The following is a 12,917-nucleotide window of genomic DNA, read 5'->3' on the forward strand; positions in this document are numbered from 1 at the left end:
GTGCACGCGTGCACACGAGACCCCACTGTCTGTCAAGTCCCCAGGAGGGGAGGTGCCCCGTGTCCGACGAGTCCGACGAGTCCGACGGCGGGACCCTGGTCCACGGCCCGTGGAGCGGTGATTCCACCTACGAGCTGCCGCCGATCCCGGATTTCATCGACACCATTCCGCCGCCGGAAGAGGTCCCGGAGGCTCCCCCGGAAACCCCGGAGGAGACCACCATGGAACTCCCCGCGGTTCCGGCGGCCCCGGACCCCGTACTGGCAATGCGTTCCGAAGGGATCGCCGCGCCGGTAGCGGAGGAATCCGAAGGCGAATACGTGGAAGGTGAATACGGGCAGCGCCGTTCACTCGCTGACCGTCTCGGTGACTGGCTGGAATTCCGCCTGGAAATGGCGCGGGCCAATCACGAAAGCGAGGCGCCTTTCCGTGAGGCTGAAATCGCGCGGCAGGCTGCGCTGATCGAGGGCCGCACCGCCCAGGAAGTCGCGATGATGGAGCAGAACGGAAAGCTCCACGCCGCGCTGATGAAAGCGAAGGGCGACAAGGCGGCGGCGCGCGGAAAGGCCGACGCCGACCGCACGAAGGCGTCCGGCTCGGCGTCCGGCTCCGGGATGGGGGCGGACAAGGGCCGCTCGAAGGCCGGCGGCGGTGGCGGCGGGTCCTCGCGCGGTGGTGGCGGCACGGGGCCCTCCCGTAACAGTTCCTCGAGCCCGGGGCCGAACAAGCCCGGGGCCTCGCGCGGTCCCAACTCCGGCACGCCCGGGAGCCGTTCGGCGGCCGGATCGACCGGGAGTGGCGGAGGCGGCAGCGACCGCAAGAAGGGCCCTGAGCGGCCCTCTGGCGGCCACACGGCCGGTTCCGGGCGCAACGGGGCGTCCGGGGGCTCGAAAGGCTCCCAGGCGGGCTCTGGCGGCTCTGGCCGCAGCGGCAGTTCGAAGGGCGAGAGCGGTGGCGGGCGGGCAGATCGCGGTCCGGCGTCCAGCGCCCGTGCCGAGCGGGCCCGCGGTCGCCAGGATCGCGCCGGGGCCCGGCAGGCGGGGCGGCAGGAACGAGCTGGGGTCCGGCAGTCCGGGCGGCAGGAGCGGCGCAGCGCCGGGCACACCGCCGGCCTCGCCGACCGGACCAAGGACCGCGACCAGGCCCGCGCCAACCGGCAGACGGCGTGGGAGGACCGCCGGGCCAAGAGGGCGGAGCGCGACGCGGCGCGGAAGGCGAAGCGGGAGACCGCGGCGTCGTCCGCGCCGGGCCGCACCACCCTGGGCCAGGCCCTCGGTGAGGAGGCCCAGCGCCGCTGGGACAAGCGCCGCGCCGACGCGAAGGACGCCAAGGACGCCAAGGACGCGAAGGCGGCCGGGGCGGAGAAGGTCAGCCTGACCAAGGAGAAGGACTCCAAGGGCAAGGACTCGGAGGACTCCAAGGCCAAGGGCACTGACACCAAGGACTCCAAGACCGCCAAGGACGGCCCTGACGGGGCCTCTGACGCCGGGAAGGACGGCAAGGCGGGCGACGAGCCGGGCAAGGACTCCAAGGCCGGTGACAGGGCGTCTGACGGGGCGAAGAAGCGGCGCCGGTTCCGGCGGCGCACCGGAGCCGGCCGGGCCGGGGAACGTGGACGCTCCCGCCGCACGGGCCGGACCGGGCGTGCGGGAAGCGGGCGTGGCGGCCGGTCCCGGCGGCGCGGCCGCCCGGCAGGCAGCCCGTTCGGCGAGGAGGACTCCACCCCGACGGTGGAGTGGCCCGACCGGCCCACCCGACCGCCGCACACCGGCACCAAGAGCGGCGAGGACGACATCGTCGACGCCGACATCGTCCCCGACAGCCCCGCGGCCGTCACGACCGGCGTGCGGGGCCTGCCGCCCGCGCCGGAGCCGCACACCGCCAGGCCCGGCACCAGCCGGCCGACCAGCACGGAAGGGAGCAGCGTGAGCAGCTCGCAGGTCAGCAGGCCGTCCGCGCAGGGCAACCTCAGCGCCCAGCACCGGACCGACATCACGTTCGACGACTACCTGATGGGGATGGCGAACATCGCCATCAAGGCCGCCTCCGACCAGGAGCGAGCCGAGGCCCTGATGGAGGCCCTGGCTCTGGTCGCGGACGCGCTGCGGGAGATGGCCGCCGACCTGGGCGGCGACCACAACGTCTCCACCCAGGTCACCGACCTGATCACGGACCTGGCCGACTCCGCCGCCCGGATGAAGGCGCAGGCCCAGCGGTGCGCCGAGCAGTGCGGCTTCGCCAAGGAGGCCGCGACGCTCGCCGCCAAGGAAGTCGCCCGCGTGTACGGCCAGGACATGGCCGCCAAGGAGGACGCCGGCCTCGCGCACGCGTCGGCCGCGGCCCACCACGACTAGAACGACCTGGAGGAATCCCGCTGATGAGCGACCTCACACCCCGCGGCACCGGCGCGGTGCCCGCCCCGGCCGACGGCGACAACCGGTACAAGGCCGTCCAGGCCAAGCTCGACAAGCTCGGCAAGGCCATGGACGACGCCACCTTCGAACTGGAGGCACTGCGCCGCAGCATGCAGGCCAACGCGGGCGCTGCCGGCGACATGGCCCAGGACATCGCCAACGCCCAGCTCGACCCGAAGTTCGTGGCCCTCACCAGGGCCGTGGAGACCGCCCTGGACGGCGCCACCCGCGAGGTCCGCACGCTGTGCGACACCGCGCAGGAGACCGCCGACCTCACCCACGAGACCCAGCGCACCCACTCCAAGCTCTACGGCGCGCTGGACGACATCCGCTCCAACCGGCGCGAGAGGACGCCCAAGCCGGGCTTCTTCAACCGCTGACCCCCCACCCCACCCCGCCACGGGCGGCCCCGCGACACCTCGCGGGGCCGCCCGCGCTCGTTCCCGAAGGAGTACACCGGTGGCCACGCCGCGCAGTGTCACGCTCGAACGCCTCGCCTACACCCTCGCCGCGCCCGTGCTGGCCGTGGCCCCGAACATCTACCCCGACAGCCCCGTCAACCAGGTCGTCCAGTGGGCCGGTGCGGCCGGGATCGGCGGCTGGGTGCTCGCCGCCAAGAGCGACGAGCCCGGCGCCGGACGCAAGATCCTGCGCTGGACGCCGCTCGTGGCCGCCGCCGCGATCGACGTCGCCGCCAAGACGACCACCGGCTGGGGGCCGTACTGGCTCGACGGCCTGCTCGCCGCCGGATGGGCGGCGGCCGGCTGCCTGGTGATGCCGTACTCCCGGCACTCCCGCCGCCGCCACCGTCCCGCCCTCGCCGCCCCCGCCCCGCAGCCGGCGCCCGCCGAACTCCTCGAGGAGCCGGTGGCCCCGGCGGTGGTGGACGACGGCGCGGACCTGCTCACCCGCGAGGTGCGGATGCTGTGGGAGAACGCCGGGATGCCCGGCCGCACCCACGTCGTCACGGCCACCCGGCACCCCGGGCAGCGGCACGACCTGACGATCCTGCTGCGCGCCTCGGAGACCGGACGGCCGATCACCGGCCTCACCCCCGAGATCGTCGCCGCCCCGTTCGCGGTGCCCTCCAGCGACGTCGTGCTCTCCGAGGTCGCCATCCAGCCCGGCCGCCAGGGCGGCCCCGGCTGGATGGAGGCCCACATCACCCCCGACGCCAACGCCCGGCGCCGCACCAAGCCGACCGACCAGGAGAAGTGGACCGACCGGGTCGCCAGCCCCAAGGGCGGCGCCCCCGGCTCCGAGCTGGTCCACACCACCCGCGACAACGAGCGCGGCGTCACGTTCTACCGGGCGCGGATGGCCGACCCCACCGACACCCCGCGCATCGACCTGTCCAAGGTCTGCCGCGGCCTGGGCCTGCCCGACGACGACAGCCGCGTCTTCGTCCTGGTCGAAGGAGCCGAGTTCCTGATCAGCGTCTTCGACACCCCGCCGCTGTCCCCGAAGTTCCCCGCCACCCGCGAGCTACTCACCCCGGACGCCAAGGGCATGTACGTGTGCGGGTTCAGCATCACCGGCCAGCCCGTGCACAACTTCGTCTTCCAGCACGACAAGAACGCCGCCAAGCACGGCCTGGTCCTCGGCGTCACCCGCGGCGGCAAGACCCAGTTCTTCGCCGTCACCATGGTCGCCGAGTCCAACGCCGGACAGATCGTGTGGCTGTCGTCCTGCTTCAAGGACGAGAAGACGACCGCCCTGGGTGAGTTCATCGACCGCCAGGGCATCACCCCGCTCTACATGGCCCGCCAACTGCGCGCGGCCAAGGCCCTGTGCCAGATCCGGGCGGAGATGCCGTGGGCGCACGACGGCAAGCCGCACGACTACAAGCCCGGCGACCCGCGCTGCCCCTACAAGCAGCTCAACGTCTACGCGGACGAGTTCATGACCGCGAGCCAGGACCCCGAGTACGGCGAGTTCATCCAGGCCGACGGCGACGCCCTGACCGTCATGGGCCTCAAGTACGGCATCGGCTTCAACCCGGCCGGACAGTCGCCGTTCGCGCACAACGGCTTCTCCACGGAGATGAAGGACAACCTCCGGCAGAACTCGAGGCCGGTCATCTTCAACATGGGCTCGCCCGGCGCCACCCGCAAGGCGGCGGAGGGCACCATGGAGAACGCCTACGACGTCCCGACCATCCCCGCCCGCTACGCCCCCAAGGAAGGCAGCGCGATCGAGCGGGCCATGGCCGGCGAGGCCGAGCCCGAGAACGGCGTCTCCACCGGCGGCGTCGCGGTCGTGGTCCTCGACAACGGGCGGGCCGTCCTGATGAAGGCCCTGTTCGTGGACTTCGACCACGACCTCTCCGGCCTGTTCCCCAGCGAGATCAACCGGCTCACCGACTACGAGATCGAGGAGCTGACCAAGCTCGGCCTGTGGTTCGACTGGAGCGAGCCCGAGCCGCGGCCCGGCGAGTTCTGGCCCGAGCCCGACGAGGACGACGACGGCGACGGCAAGCCCCGCCGGCGTGGAGGCGGCGGCAAGGGCGGCGGCGGGCGCGGCTCCAAGAGCGCCCGCCGCGCCGAGCCGAAGGTCACCTCGCCCCGCCAGGCGCTGGAGGCCATCAAGAGCCTCACCGACGCCTGAACCACCCACCCACCCACCCATCCCGGGGCCGGCCTGCCCGAGCACGGCCGGCCCCACCCCCAACCCCGAAGGAGCACCCTCCGTGGCCCTGTCGATCTCCGCCGCCGTCCTGCTGGGCATCATCGTCGTCGTCCTCGTCAAGGGCGGCCACGTCCGTGTCGGCTCCGCCGCCACCTGCGCCCTGTTCGGCTTCACCCTTGCCGCGACCGGCCTGGCCCCCACCATCAACAACGGCCTCGCCTCGCTCGCCGGACTGATCGCCAGCCTCTGACCGGCCCCGTCCGGCCAGCTTCATCAACTCCGCGATAAAACGCCGGTAGCTGGCGCATGCTCTTGTCGGGCCCCACCACGATCACGGGGGAAGGGACAAGGGCATGGCACACCTGCACTACACCTGCTGGAGCTGCGGCGAGGACTGCATCGTGCACGGCGACGGCTGTAACTGCTGCGACCTGGTCGACGTCCCCGACGAATGGGACTGCTGGAACTGCGGCGCGCTGAACTACACCCCCGACGACTAGCGCGACCCCTCCCCTCCCCGCTGCACGACGCCGAAGGGCGCCGCCGGAGAACGATCCCGGCGGCGCCCTTCGCGTTCCCGCCTGGAGCCCGCCATGCCCGACACCGCGCCCTCCCCCGCGATACACCCGCCCGCCCCGACCACCCGCCAGACCGCCACCGCGCCGCCGGCGGCGGCACTGACCTTCGAGGAACGCCTCGCCCTCGTGAACATGGAGATGACCGCGCGCCTGAACGAAGCGGCCGTCGCCCACGCGGTCAACACCGCGCACATCCCGATCGAGCCCGTGGACCTGGCCGACGTCGTCACCGTCCCGCTGACCCCGACGCTCCAGCCGTCACCGGCCTCCTACCCGACTCCGGTCGCGGCCCTTCTGCAGCGCGCCCACCACCGCCTGCTCACCGGCGGCTGGTGCTCCGGCGCCCTGGCCGACGAGGACGGCGCCCACTGCATGCTCGGAGCCATCCGCATCGAGGCCGGCGGCGACAGCGGCCTGGAAGCCGACGCCGCCTCCGTGCTCCTGGACGCGATCCGCAGAAAGTTCGGCGAGCACGTCGACTCCGTGCCGTCCTTCAACGACGCCCACGGCTCCGGCCGCGTTCCAATGCGCATGCTCGACCACGCCGCCGGACTCGCCGACGCCCGCGGCCTCTGACCTCCCGCTCCGGACCACCTGCCTCGCACCCGAACCCCTCGCGGTCGGGTGCGGGCCAGGCCGTCCGGCCTGCCCACCACCACCCATCACACGCACCCGAGCAAGGAGTCGCCCCGCCATGCAGTCCGACGACAAGCCCACCAACGACCAGCCCACCAACGGCCAGTACAAGCTGAGCTTCCCCGAACTGTTCAACCAGCTCCCGCCCGTGCCGCCGGCCGACCAGCACGGCGCTGGGCGGCTCGCGTGGCTGCGCACCGCGTGGAAGAAGACCTGGAAGGAGGGCGGCTTCCTCTACGAGCGGTGGGAGGAGGTCGGCCAGGCCCGGCACGTCAGCTGGTACGAGATCGCCACCTGGATCAAGGCCGTTCTCCTGCTCGGCGGACTCAGCCTCATCGTGATGATGCTGGACGCCGCCGGCGACATCGCCTCCGCCGCGCTCAAGGGCCTGTCCGACGTCCCGGCCTCCGACGCCGTGGACGGCAGCGGCCTGTGGGGCACGGTCGACCACCCCGTCCGCGTCTTCCTCGCCGACCAGGCCGCGCACCTGCCCGTCGCCCCAGCCGCCCTGTACGCGTTCTGGCAGCTGACCGGGCTGGTCGGCCTGGTCGGCGGGTTCTTCGGCAACGCCGGAGCCCGCATCGCCTGGCTGCTGTTCGGGATCGGCTCCCTCGCCATGATCTGGTCCGCCACCCCGGCCGGCGGACGCGCCGCCGCCACTGGCCTCGCCGCCCTCATGTGGGCACTCGCCAGCATCTTCGCCCTGCGCGGCCTGACCCTGCGGCCCATCGTCCACAACCACCCGGCACCCGCGCCGGTGTTCAGCCCCGCCCTCCACCTCCACGCCACCCTCCCCGCCCCCACCCCGGCCGGAGACGACTTCGGCGACGACCCCGGCAACTTCCACCCGCTCCAGGGCTGAACCCCACCCCGCCGTACCGAACAGACGAAGGGACACCCCATGCAGCTGAAGGACACCGAGTACCTCATCGCCACCTTCCACGGCCGCCACGACGGCGCCCAGGCGAAGGTCACCGCCGTACGCGACGACACCCGTCCCGAGCCTTACTTCTGGATCTGCACCTGCGGCGCCTCCCGGTCCTTCCTCACCGAGGACGGCGTCTTCCCCACCGCCTGGCGGCACACCCACCCCACGCGCCTCGACCGGCTGCGGCAGTGGACCACCCGCCGACTGCGCCCCCGCCGCGCCCGCTGACCTGACGCCCTGCCTGGCCCTCGCCCCACCCCGCGCCCGCGGGGAGGGGCGAGGGCCGGACAGGCCGCCCGGCCGCACGCACCACCCCAACGCGAGCGACAAGGAGACCCCGTTTTGGCGAAAGCCCCGACCGTCATAGGCGTGCTCACCGAGCCCCCGGCCCCGACCTGGTGGAAGGCCAACCGTCACCAGGTCTACGGCGTCGTCGGGCTGCTGATCGGCTACCTGATCGGCACCCACCTGGCAGGCGCCCCCCAGCAGCCGGACCAGCCGCGGCCGGCCCGCACCACGCCCGCCCCGGCCAGCTCCGGTGAGCACCCCACGCGCACGGCCCACGGCCTCGCCGCATAACCCAGCCGCACCACCCCCGCTGCGCCCCGCCGACACCAGCACGACGTCGGCGGGGCGCAGCGCTGCCCACCGACGACTGGAGGACTGCCCGTGCTCATCCCCCGCCCGCGCCGCCGGATCGGCCGGCCCCGCCCGCAGCGCCCCGGCCCCCGCTACCCGCAGCGCCCCGCCCGCCTCCCCGGCACCTGGAGCAGGTGATGGACGACCAGGACCAGGACCTGGTCGACATCGACCCGCACGACCCCCGCGACGGCACGCTGCCGGTCTACCGGTGGCGCCAGGCCGGGCGCGAGAACCTCGCGACCCGCCGCCAGCTCCGGGAGATGGGACTGCGCCCCGGCGGAGCCGAGCCGGTCGCCCGCATCGAGTGCCGCGGCGGGAAGCGGTGGGCGTGGCTGTACCGGATCGACCTGGCGAAGCCCAAGCGCCCGATGACGCTCGCGAAGGAGGCCGCGCTCGACAAGGCGATGGCCAAGCGCCAGACCTGCGGGGCCTGTGGGCGGCGCTATTTCCACTGCATCCCCTTGCGCACCTTGGGGTCCTGCCTGGAGTGCTTCGACGGCACGCCCGCCGACCCCACCTCCTACATCGCTCCCCCGGCGCCAGCCCACCGGCTCGCCGCCTGAACCTGAGAGGACACACGATGCGTACCGCCCTGCGTACCTCCGCCTTCACCGAGCCCGACCGCCCCAGGGCCTGCTCATCCGGTTCGTCACCACCGGCGGCTCGTTCGTCGACGTCACCGGCCCTGGCAAGCACTCCGACCACCACCGCTGGAACTGCCACGGCTGCGGCGAGGTCTCCAACCGGCCGGAGACGGACTACCTGTTCCGGATCAGGCCGGACGCCAACGCCCACGCCACCGCCTGCCGCGCGATCCCGCTGACGTGACCGGCCGCCGCCTGCGGGCCGCCCTGCTGCTCGCCGCCCTCCCGGCCGCCACAGCCGGGGCCGTCGCCGTCGCGCTCAGGGCCAGTCACCTCAAGCTCTACGTCGACCGGCACCGCATCGAGCTGACGCCCCAGCCCCGGCGCTCCTGCCCCGACTGCCGGGGCGACGGCGGCTGGTGGGTCGACGGCGCGAACCCGGAGATGGAGGCGTGCGACTGCTGGACGAACCGGCCCACCTGGCGCCTCCGGCTCCTGCCCGTCCCGGCCGGGTGGGACGAGCCCCCGTTCTGAACGACCCGACCCCGGCCAGTGCGGCCGGGGTCGGACCTCGGGTGGCCGCGCATCGGCAAAGGGCCGGCCACCCGCTCACCCTTCGAGATCAGGAGAAACCCCAGCATGACGCATCGCTCCGCCCTCTTCGCCGCCGTCCTCGGACTGGGCCGCGCCGGGTCGAACGTCGGTGATCATTTCGTGCAGTCCGACTACTGCGCCCGGGTCAAGGGCGCCACCGACGACAAGCCCGTGTACCTCACCACCGACGACCCGGACGCCGAGCCGACCGTCCACGGCACCACGGACGGAATCAAGGCGTGCGCCTGGCACTGCCTGACCTACACCGCCACCCAGGCCCTCGCGGTCGGGGCCGGCGCCCGCGTCCTGGGCATCAGGCTGCACCCCGGCGCCGCCGCGGCTGCGCTCGCCCTGTCGTTCGTCACGCACTACGCCGCGGATCGCCGGGTGCCGGGCGGGCTCCTGGAGACGCTCGCCGAGAAGACCGGCAAGGGCAACTTCTGGCGTCTGGCCGATCACGGCATCAATGGCGCGTACTGCTTGGACAGCGCCTGGCACCACGGCTGGGAGACGGCCGCCGCGATGGTCGCCACCATCGGGGCGAAGACCCGGTGACCGCACGCCCTCGCACGCGCCTGGACCGGGTGCGCGCCTCGCTCGGCATCGCCCAGCTCGCCCTCCAGCAGATCGAGGACGACCTGACCGCCGACGACCTCGACGCCCCCGAGCTCGCCGCGATCCTGCGCGAGCTCCAGGAGGACATCGACGTCCCCGGCGGCCTCTTCCCCTCGCTCGCCCAGCTCGTCAGCATCGCCGCCCGCCGGGCGGAGCAGTTCGAGCCCTACCGCGACGGCGTCGCCTTCCGCTCCCTGCACGAGGCCGCCGCCCTGATCACCGACAACGCCGGGCAGCGCATGACCTGGGCCGCCCGCGCCCTCACCCCGCAAGGAGACGACACGTGAGTCAGATGCACCCGCGGCTTCCGGAGAACGCGCTCGTCGTGCTGATCGGCGCGAGCGGCGCCGGCAAGTCGACCCTGGCCCGCACCTGGCCGGCCTCCCAGGTCCTCTCCCTCGACGCTCTGAGGGGCACGGTCAGCGACGACCCGGGCGACCAGGCCGCCACCGCCGACGCCGCCGACGTCCTCAAGCTCATCCTGGAGCGCCGGATGGCCCGCCGCCTGAACACGGTCATCGACGCGACGAACGTGCAGGAAGCCATCAGGGTCGAGCTGGTGATGACGGCGAAGAAGTACGGCGTGCCGACGGTCGCGGTCGTCGTCTCCACGCCACTGTCGCTGTGCCTCCAGCGCCAGCAGCCGCGCCCGGCGAACCGGCGCGTGCCCGACGACGTCGTCCGGCGGCAGCACGAGGAGATGACGTTCTCCCACCAGAGCCTCGCCCGGGAGGGCTTCACCCAGGTCCTCTTCGCCCACGACCTGAACCGGCTGGAGCCGTACCTGCGGCACCTGAGTGGGACCCGTCAGGCCGACCTCGGCCTGGACGGCGGTGACGGCCTGGGCCACCTGCTCCTCGTACGCCGCTTCTTCGGCGAGGAGATCCTGCCGATGTGGCGGTGGAACGACGACACCGACATCGCCGGCGGCGACCGCGTCGGCGAGATCCGCCTCGGCCGGCAGCACCTCACCCTCGCGCTGCGCCTGGACGTCGACGGCGAGGGCGACATCGGGTTCGACATCGCCGTGCCGTGCCCGTTCGACCCCGAGTGCAACGCCACCGCCTGGACGCCGGCCTACAGCGTCACCTGCCTCCACCGCGCCCTCACCGGCGACCTGGACCACCGCGACGACATCGTCTGCGACGTCCACGGCGGCTACGACGACGTCGACCAGGAGGCCGACGACCACGCGATCGGCATGGCCGACGACCCCTACGGCCGCGCCGACCTGGAGGATCAGTACACCGCGGCGGTCCGCGAATGAGCCGCGCCGCCGACGGCCCGCACCCGCACCCGCTCACCCCGGCCGACCTTCTGGACGGGGACGAGTGGTGGCACGGCTGCGCCGAGTGCCGCATCCCGGTCCAAGGCGGCGCGGCCGGGCTCGCCGCCCATTGCCGCACCGTCCACGACCCCCGCCGCGACTACGGCGACCGCCGCATCCCCATCACGGTCCGGCTCGACTTCTGACCACCGGCCCGGCCCAACCGGGCCTTCCCATCTTCACCACCCCGTTCCCTGCCGGGCCGGGCCCACGACGGGCCCGGCCTGGCCCCGTTGAGTGAGGAGCACCCCTTGCACAGCGCCTTTGCCGACCGCCTGCACGAGATCCGTGCCCGGCTCGCCGCCCTGCCCGACACCACCTGGCGCCAGCGCTCCGGCGACGCCGGTCTCATCGAGGACATCACCGGCCAGCCGGTCGCCGTCCTCGGCACCAGCGGCGACACCAAGATCCCCGCCGGTGAGTTCATCGCCCACGCCCCGGCCGACGTCGCCTGGCTCGTCGCCGAGGTCACCCGGCTGCGCTGCCGGGACGCCATGGTCACCGCCCTCCACCAGCAGCTCGACCGGTCCGGTCACCTGCTCTCCACCCGGCAGATCGCCACCCTCATCGGCCACCCCGGCCCCACCACCGCCAGGAGCACCCGATGACGTTCCGCACCGACAGCGCCGCCCCGGACCGGGACGACTACGGCCTGGCCCGCCTCCTGGTCTGGGAGCGCGGCTTCGCCAAGTACGACGCCGACCCCGAGGCCGAACTGGAGCGCCGCGTCCACGAGCTCTTCACCGAGGACGAGTACCGCCGGGCGCTGGCCTACCTCGCGGCCAGCGAGCAGGACGCCGACCGCCTCGCCGCGATCGAGGCCGGCCTCGGCGAGGACACCACCAGCGACACCGTCTGGCTGGTCGGACAGCTCCGCACCGCCTGGGCCCGCCTCGACGAGCTCCGCGACCGGATCGACAACTCCGGCACCCTGATCGACCTCCACTACATGGCCGAGGGCATCGGCTACGTCCGCGGCTCCCGCGTCCACAACGAACTCCGGGACACCGTCCGATGACCACCACCGACACCGACCCGACCGTGCGGCCCGACCCGCTGGAGCGCCTCGGCGCCGTCCTGATCCAGCGCCTGGGCGGGGCCTGGGTGCCCGCCACCCGGCCCGGCGAGCGGGCGGTCACCCTCGTGCACACCGTCACCGACCGCAGGATCGTCGCCGACCCGTACCAGGGCCAGATCATCCTGCAGGCTCGGACGGAGACCACCGACGCCTTCACGCCGACCGGCGCCTACACCCCGGACCTGACCGGACACGAGGACCTGGAGGACTGGCTGTCGACCGGCGACCTCACCGACGCGAGCGCCGTGATGGCCGCCGTGGTTCACCAGCTCCTCGCGCAGCTGCCCGCCACACCGGGCGACACCGCAGCTGAGGAGGCCTTTGCGGCACAGGCGAGTGAGCTCGCCGAGAAGGCAACCGCCTTCGCCGCCCACCTGATCCGCCGGCAGCCCGTCCGGGCCGCGGCGCGCGAGCTCTACCGCCTGGCCGCCCGGCTCGTCGAGATGGCCGACGCCGTCGACGACCGCCTCGGCTACTGATTCCCGCCAGCCGCCGCGCCGCTTCCTTCTCTCCGCTGTGAGGGCCGGGACGGCGCGGCGGCCCCCCACGTACAGACACAGGAAGGAGCTGGACGTCATGCCGAACCGCGAGTTCTACGAGGTTGACGTCCCGATACACGACAGCACCGACCCGGCCCGCAGGGGTCTGCACGTCTTCACCGGCGTCGCCGAATCCCCGGCTGCGGCCCTGCGCCGCGCGCACGAGGTGTACGACGCCGCGCTCGTCGCGCAGCGGGCCGGCCTCGAGGTCCCCGGCAAGCAGCCGGACAGCTGGGGAGCGTCTGGGCTGCGGCCCGGCTGGGAGATGGAGTGGACGGCCGCGAAGGCCGGCCGCTGGCACAACCCGCTCAGCTGCACCCGCAGCGGCTTCGAGCTGTAGCTCCGCCCCGGGAC

The 12,917-nt window shown here is 73.3% G+C and carries 20 protein-coding genes; 19 read left to right on the plus strand and 1 reads right to left on the minus strand.

The features are described 5' to 3' along the window. Positions 1–347: 347 nt before the first annotated feature. Positions 348–518, minus strand: coding sequence for a hypothetical protein (locus tag ACIGHB_RS33205; protein ID WP_399918439.1), 171 nt, complete (start codon positions 516–518; stop codon positions 348–350). Here ACIGHB_RS33205 and ACIGHB_RS33210 point away from each other — a divergent pair. The 19 genes from ACIGHB_RS33210 (at position 492) to ACIGHB_RS33300 (ending at position 12,903) form a co-directional block, all read left to right on the plus strand. Further along, entirely contained in the window at positions 492–2,354 is a 1,863-nt protein-coding gene (locus ACIGHB_RS33210; protein WP_399918440.1) for an ATP/GTP-binding protein, read from the plus strand. The genes ACIGHB_RS33205 and ACIGHB_RS33210 overlap by 27 nt on opposite strands. 23 nt (positions 2,355–2,377) lie before the next feature. Continuing rightward, positions 2,378–2,794: a conjugal transfer protein TraB gene (locus ACIGHB_RS33215; protein ID WP_399918442.1), complete on the plus strand. Its 417-nt coding sequence runs from the start codon at positions 2,378–2,380 to the stop codon at positions 2,792–2,794. A 79-nt stretch (positions 2,795–2,873) separates the two neighbouring features. Further along, positions 2,874–5,021 carry a chromosome segregation protein ParM gene (locus tag ACIGHB_RS33220; RefSeq protein ID WP_399918444.1) on the plus strand — a complete coding sequence of 716 codons (2,148 nt, stop codon included), beginning with the start codon at positions 2,874–2,876 and terminating at the stop codon, positions 5,019–5,021. 82 nt (positions 5,022–5,103) lie between these two features. Then, positions 5,104–5,292, plus strand: coding sequence for a hypothetical protein (locus tag ACIGHB_RS33225; protein WP_399918446.1), 189 nt, complete (start codon positions 5,104–5,106; stop codon positions 5,290–5,292). Positions 5,293–5,395: 103 nt separating this feature from the next. After that, positions 5,396–5,542, plus strand: coding sequence for a hypothetical protein (locus tag ACIGHB_RS33230; RefSeq protein WP_351220478.1), 147 nt, complete (start codon positions 5,396–5,398; stop codon positions 5,540–5,542). A 93-nt stretch (positions 5,543–5,635) separates the two neighbouring features. After that, complete coding sequence (locus ACIGHB_RS33235; RefSeq protein ID WP_399918448.1) at positions 5,636–6,196, plus strand: hypothetical protein; 561 nt, start codon at positions 5,636–5,638, stop codon at positions 6,194–6,196. Positions 6,197–6,314: 118 nt separating this feature from the next. Further along, on the plus strand, positions 6,315–7,118 hold the full coding sequence (locus tag ACIGHB_RS33240) for a hypothetical protein (protein ID WP_399918450.1): 804 nt from the start codon (positions 6,315–6,317) through the stop codon (positions 7,116–7,118). Between the two features lie 39 nt (positions 7,119–7,157). Next, positions 7,158–7,412 carry a hypothetical protein gene (locus ACIGHB_RS33245; protein ID WP_399918452.1) on the plus strand — a complete coding sequence of 85 codons (255 nt, stop codon included), beginning with the start codon at positions 7,158–7,160 and terminating at the stop codon, positions 7,410–7,412. Between the two features lie 114 nt (positions 7,413–7,526). Continuing rightward, positions 7,527–7,763, plus strand: coding sequence for a hypothetical protein (locus tag ACIGHB_RS33250; RefSeq protein ID WP_399918454.1), 237 nt, complete (start codon positions 7,527–7,529; stop codon positions 7,761–7,763). Positions 7,764–7,960: 197 nt separating this feature from the next. Then, a complete protein-coding gene (locus tag ACIGHB_RS33255; protein WP_399918456.1) occupies positions 7,961–8,389 on the plus strand; it encodes an RRQRL motif-containing zinc-binding protein in 429 nt (142 codons plus the stop codon). A gap of 261 nt (positions 8,390–8,650) precedes the next feature. Beyond that, positions 8,651–8,944, plus strand: a complete 294-nt coding sequence (locus ACIGHB_RS33260) for a hypothetical protein (RefSeq protein WP_399918458.1) — start codon at positions 8,651–8,653, stop codon at positions 8,942–8,944. A 105-nt stretch (positions 8,945–9,049) separates the two neighbouring features. Next, positions 9,050–9,559 carry a hypothetical protein gene (locus tag ACIGHB_RS33265; protein ID WP_359173036.1) on the plus strand — a complete coding sequence of 170 codons (510 nt, stop codon included), beginning with the start codon at positions 9,050–9,052 and terminating at the stop codon, positions 9,557–9,559. Further along, positions 9,556–9,906 (plus strand): hypothetical protein, encoded by a 351-nt coding sequence (locus ACIGHB_RS33270; RefSeq protein ID WP_399918460.1) that lies wholly within the window; start codon positions 9,556–9,558, stop codon positions 9,904–9,906. The genes ACIGHB_RS33265 and ACIGHB_RS33270 overlap by 4 nt, the downstream gene beginning before the upstream one ends. Before the next feature lie 5 nt (positions 9,907–9,911). Beyond that, the gene (locus ACIGHB_RS33275) at positions 9,912–10,886 is read left to right on the plus strand and encodes an AAA family ATPase (protein WP_399918525.1); all 975 of its coding nucleotides are present in this window, start codon (positions 9,912–9,914) and stop codon (positions 10,884–10,886) included. Beyond that, positions 10,883–11,092 carry a hypothetical protein gene (locus ACIGHB_RS33280; RefSeq protein WP_399918463.1) on the plus strand — a complete coding sequence of 70 codons (210 nt, stop codon included), beginning with the start codon at positions 10,883–10,885 and terminating at the stop codon, positions 11,090–11,092. The genes ACIGHB_RS33275 and ACIGHB_RS33280 overlap by 4 nt, the downstream gene beginning before the upstream one ends. Before the next feature lie 105 nt (positions 11,093–11,197). Beyond that, positions 11,198–11,554: a hypothetical protein gene (locus ACIGHB_RS33285; protein ID WP_399918465.1), complete on the plus strand. Its 357-nt coding sequence runs from the start codon at positions 11,198–11,200 to the stop codon at positions 11,552–11,554. Further along, the gene (locus ACIGHB_RS33290) at positions 11,551–11,964 is read left to right on the plus strand and encodes a hypothetical protein (RefSeq protein ID WP_399918467.1); all 414 of its coding nucleotides are present in this window, start codon (positions 11,551–11,553) and stop codon (positions 11,962–11,964) included. The genes ACIGHB_RS33285 and ACIGHB_RS33290 overlap by 4 nt, the downstream gene beginning before the upstream one ends. Then, positions 11,961–12,503: a hypothetical protein gene (locus ACIGHB_RS33295; RefSeq protein WP_399918469.1), complete on the plus strand. Its 543-nt coding sequence runs from the start codon at positions 11,961–11,963 to the stop codon at positions 12,501–12,503. The genes ACIGHB_RS33290 and ACIGHB_RS33295 overlap by 4 nt, the downstream gene beginning before the upstream one ends. Positions 12,504–12,600: 97 nt before the next feature. Then, positions 12,601–12,903 (plus strand): hypothetical protein, encoded by a 303-nt coding sequence (locus ACIGHB_RS33300; RefSeq protein ID WP_399918471.1) that lies wholly within the window; start codon positions 12,601–12,603, stop codon positions 12,901–12,903. The last annotated feature ends 14 nt before the right edge of the window (positions 12,904–12,917 follow it).

The organism is Streptomyces sp. NPDC085460 (assembly GCF_044541975.1).
Taxonomy (GTDB): domain Bacteria; phylum Actinomycetota; class Actinomycetes; order Streptomycetales; family Streptomycetaceae; genus Streptomyces.

Excerpts from the sequence above, each read along its gene's own strand:
- ACIGHB_RS33210 (WP_399918440.1), top strand. The coding sequence starts at position 492 with ATGATGGAGCAGAACGGAAAGCTCCACGCCGCGCTGATGAAAGCGAAG.
- ACIGHB_RS33215 (WP_399918442.1), top strand. The coding sequence starts at position 2,378 with ATGAGCGACCTCACACCCCGCGGCACCGGCGCGGTGCCCGCCCCGGCC.
- ACIGHB_RS33230 (WP_351220478.1), top strand. The coding sequence starts at position 5,396 with ATGGCACACCTGCACTACACCTGCTGGAGCTGCGGCGAGGACTGCATC.
- ACIGHB_RS33235 (WP_399918448.1), top strand. The coding sequence starts at position 5,636 with ATGCCCGACACCGCGCCCTCCCCCGCGATACACCCGCCCGCCCCGACC.
- ACIGHB_RS33240 (WP_399918450.1), top strand. The coding sequence starts at position 6,315 with ATGCAGTCCGACGACAAGCCCACCAACGACCAGCCCACCAACGGCCAG.
- ACIGHB_RS33245 (WP_399918452.1), top strand. The coding sequence starts at position 7,158 with ATGCAGCTGAAGGACACCGAGTACCTCATCGCCACCTTCCACGGCCGC.
- ACIGHB_RS33255 (WP_399918456.1), top strand. The coding sequence starts at position 7,961 with ATGGACGACCAGGACCAGGACCTGGTCGACATCGACCCGCACGACCCC.
- ACIGHB_RS33265 (WP_359173036.1), top strand. The coding sequence starts at position 9,050 with ATGACGCATCGCTCCGCCCTCTTCGCCGCCGTCCTCGGACTGGGCCGC.
- ACIGHB_RS33275 (WP_399918525.1), top strand. The coding sequence starts at position 9,912 with ATGCACCCGCGGCTTCCGGAGAACGCGCTCGTCGTGCTGATCGGCGCG.
- ACIGHB_RS33280 (WP_399918463.1), top strand. The coding sequence starts at position 10,883 with ATGAGCCGCGCCGCCGACGGCCCGCACCCGCACCCGCTCACCCCGGCC.
- ACIGHB_RS33290 (WP_399918467.1), top strand. The coding sequence starts at position 11,551 with ATGACGTTCCGCACCGACAGCGCCGCCCCGGACCGGGACGACTACGGC.
- ACIGHB_RS33295 (WP_399918469.1), top strand. The coding sequence starts at position 11,961 with ATGACCACCACCGACACCGACCCGACCGTGCGGCCCGACCCGCTGGAG.
- ACIGHB_RS33300 (WP_399918471.1), top strand. The coding sequence starts at position 12,601 with ATGCCGAACCGCGAGTTCTACGAGGTTGACGTCCCGATACACGACAGC.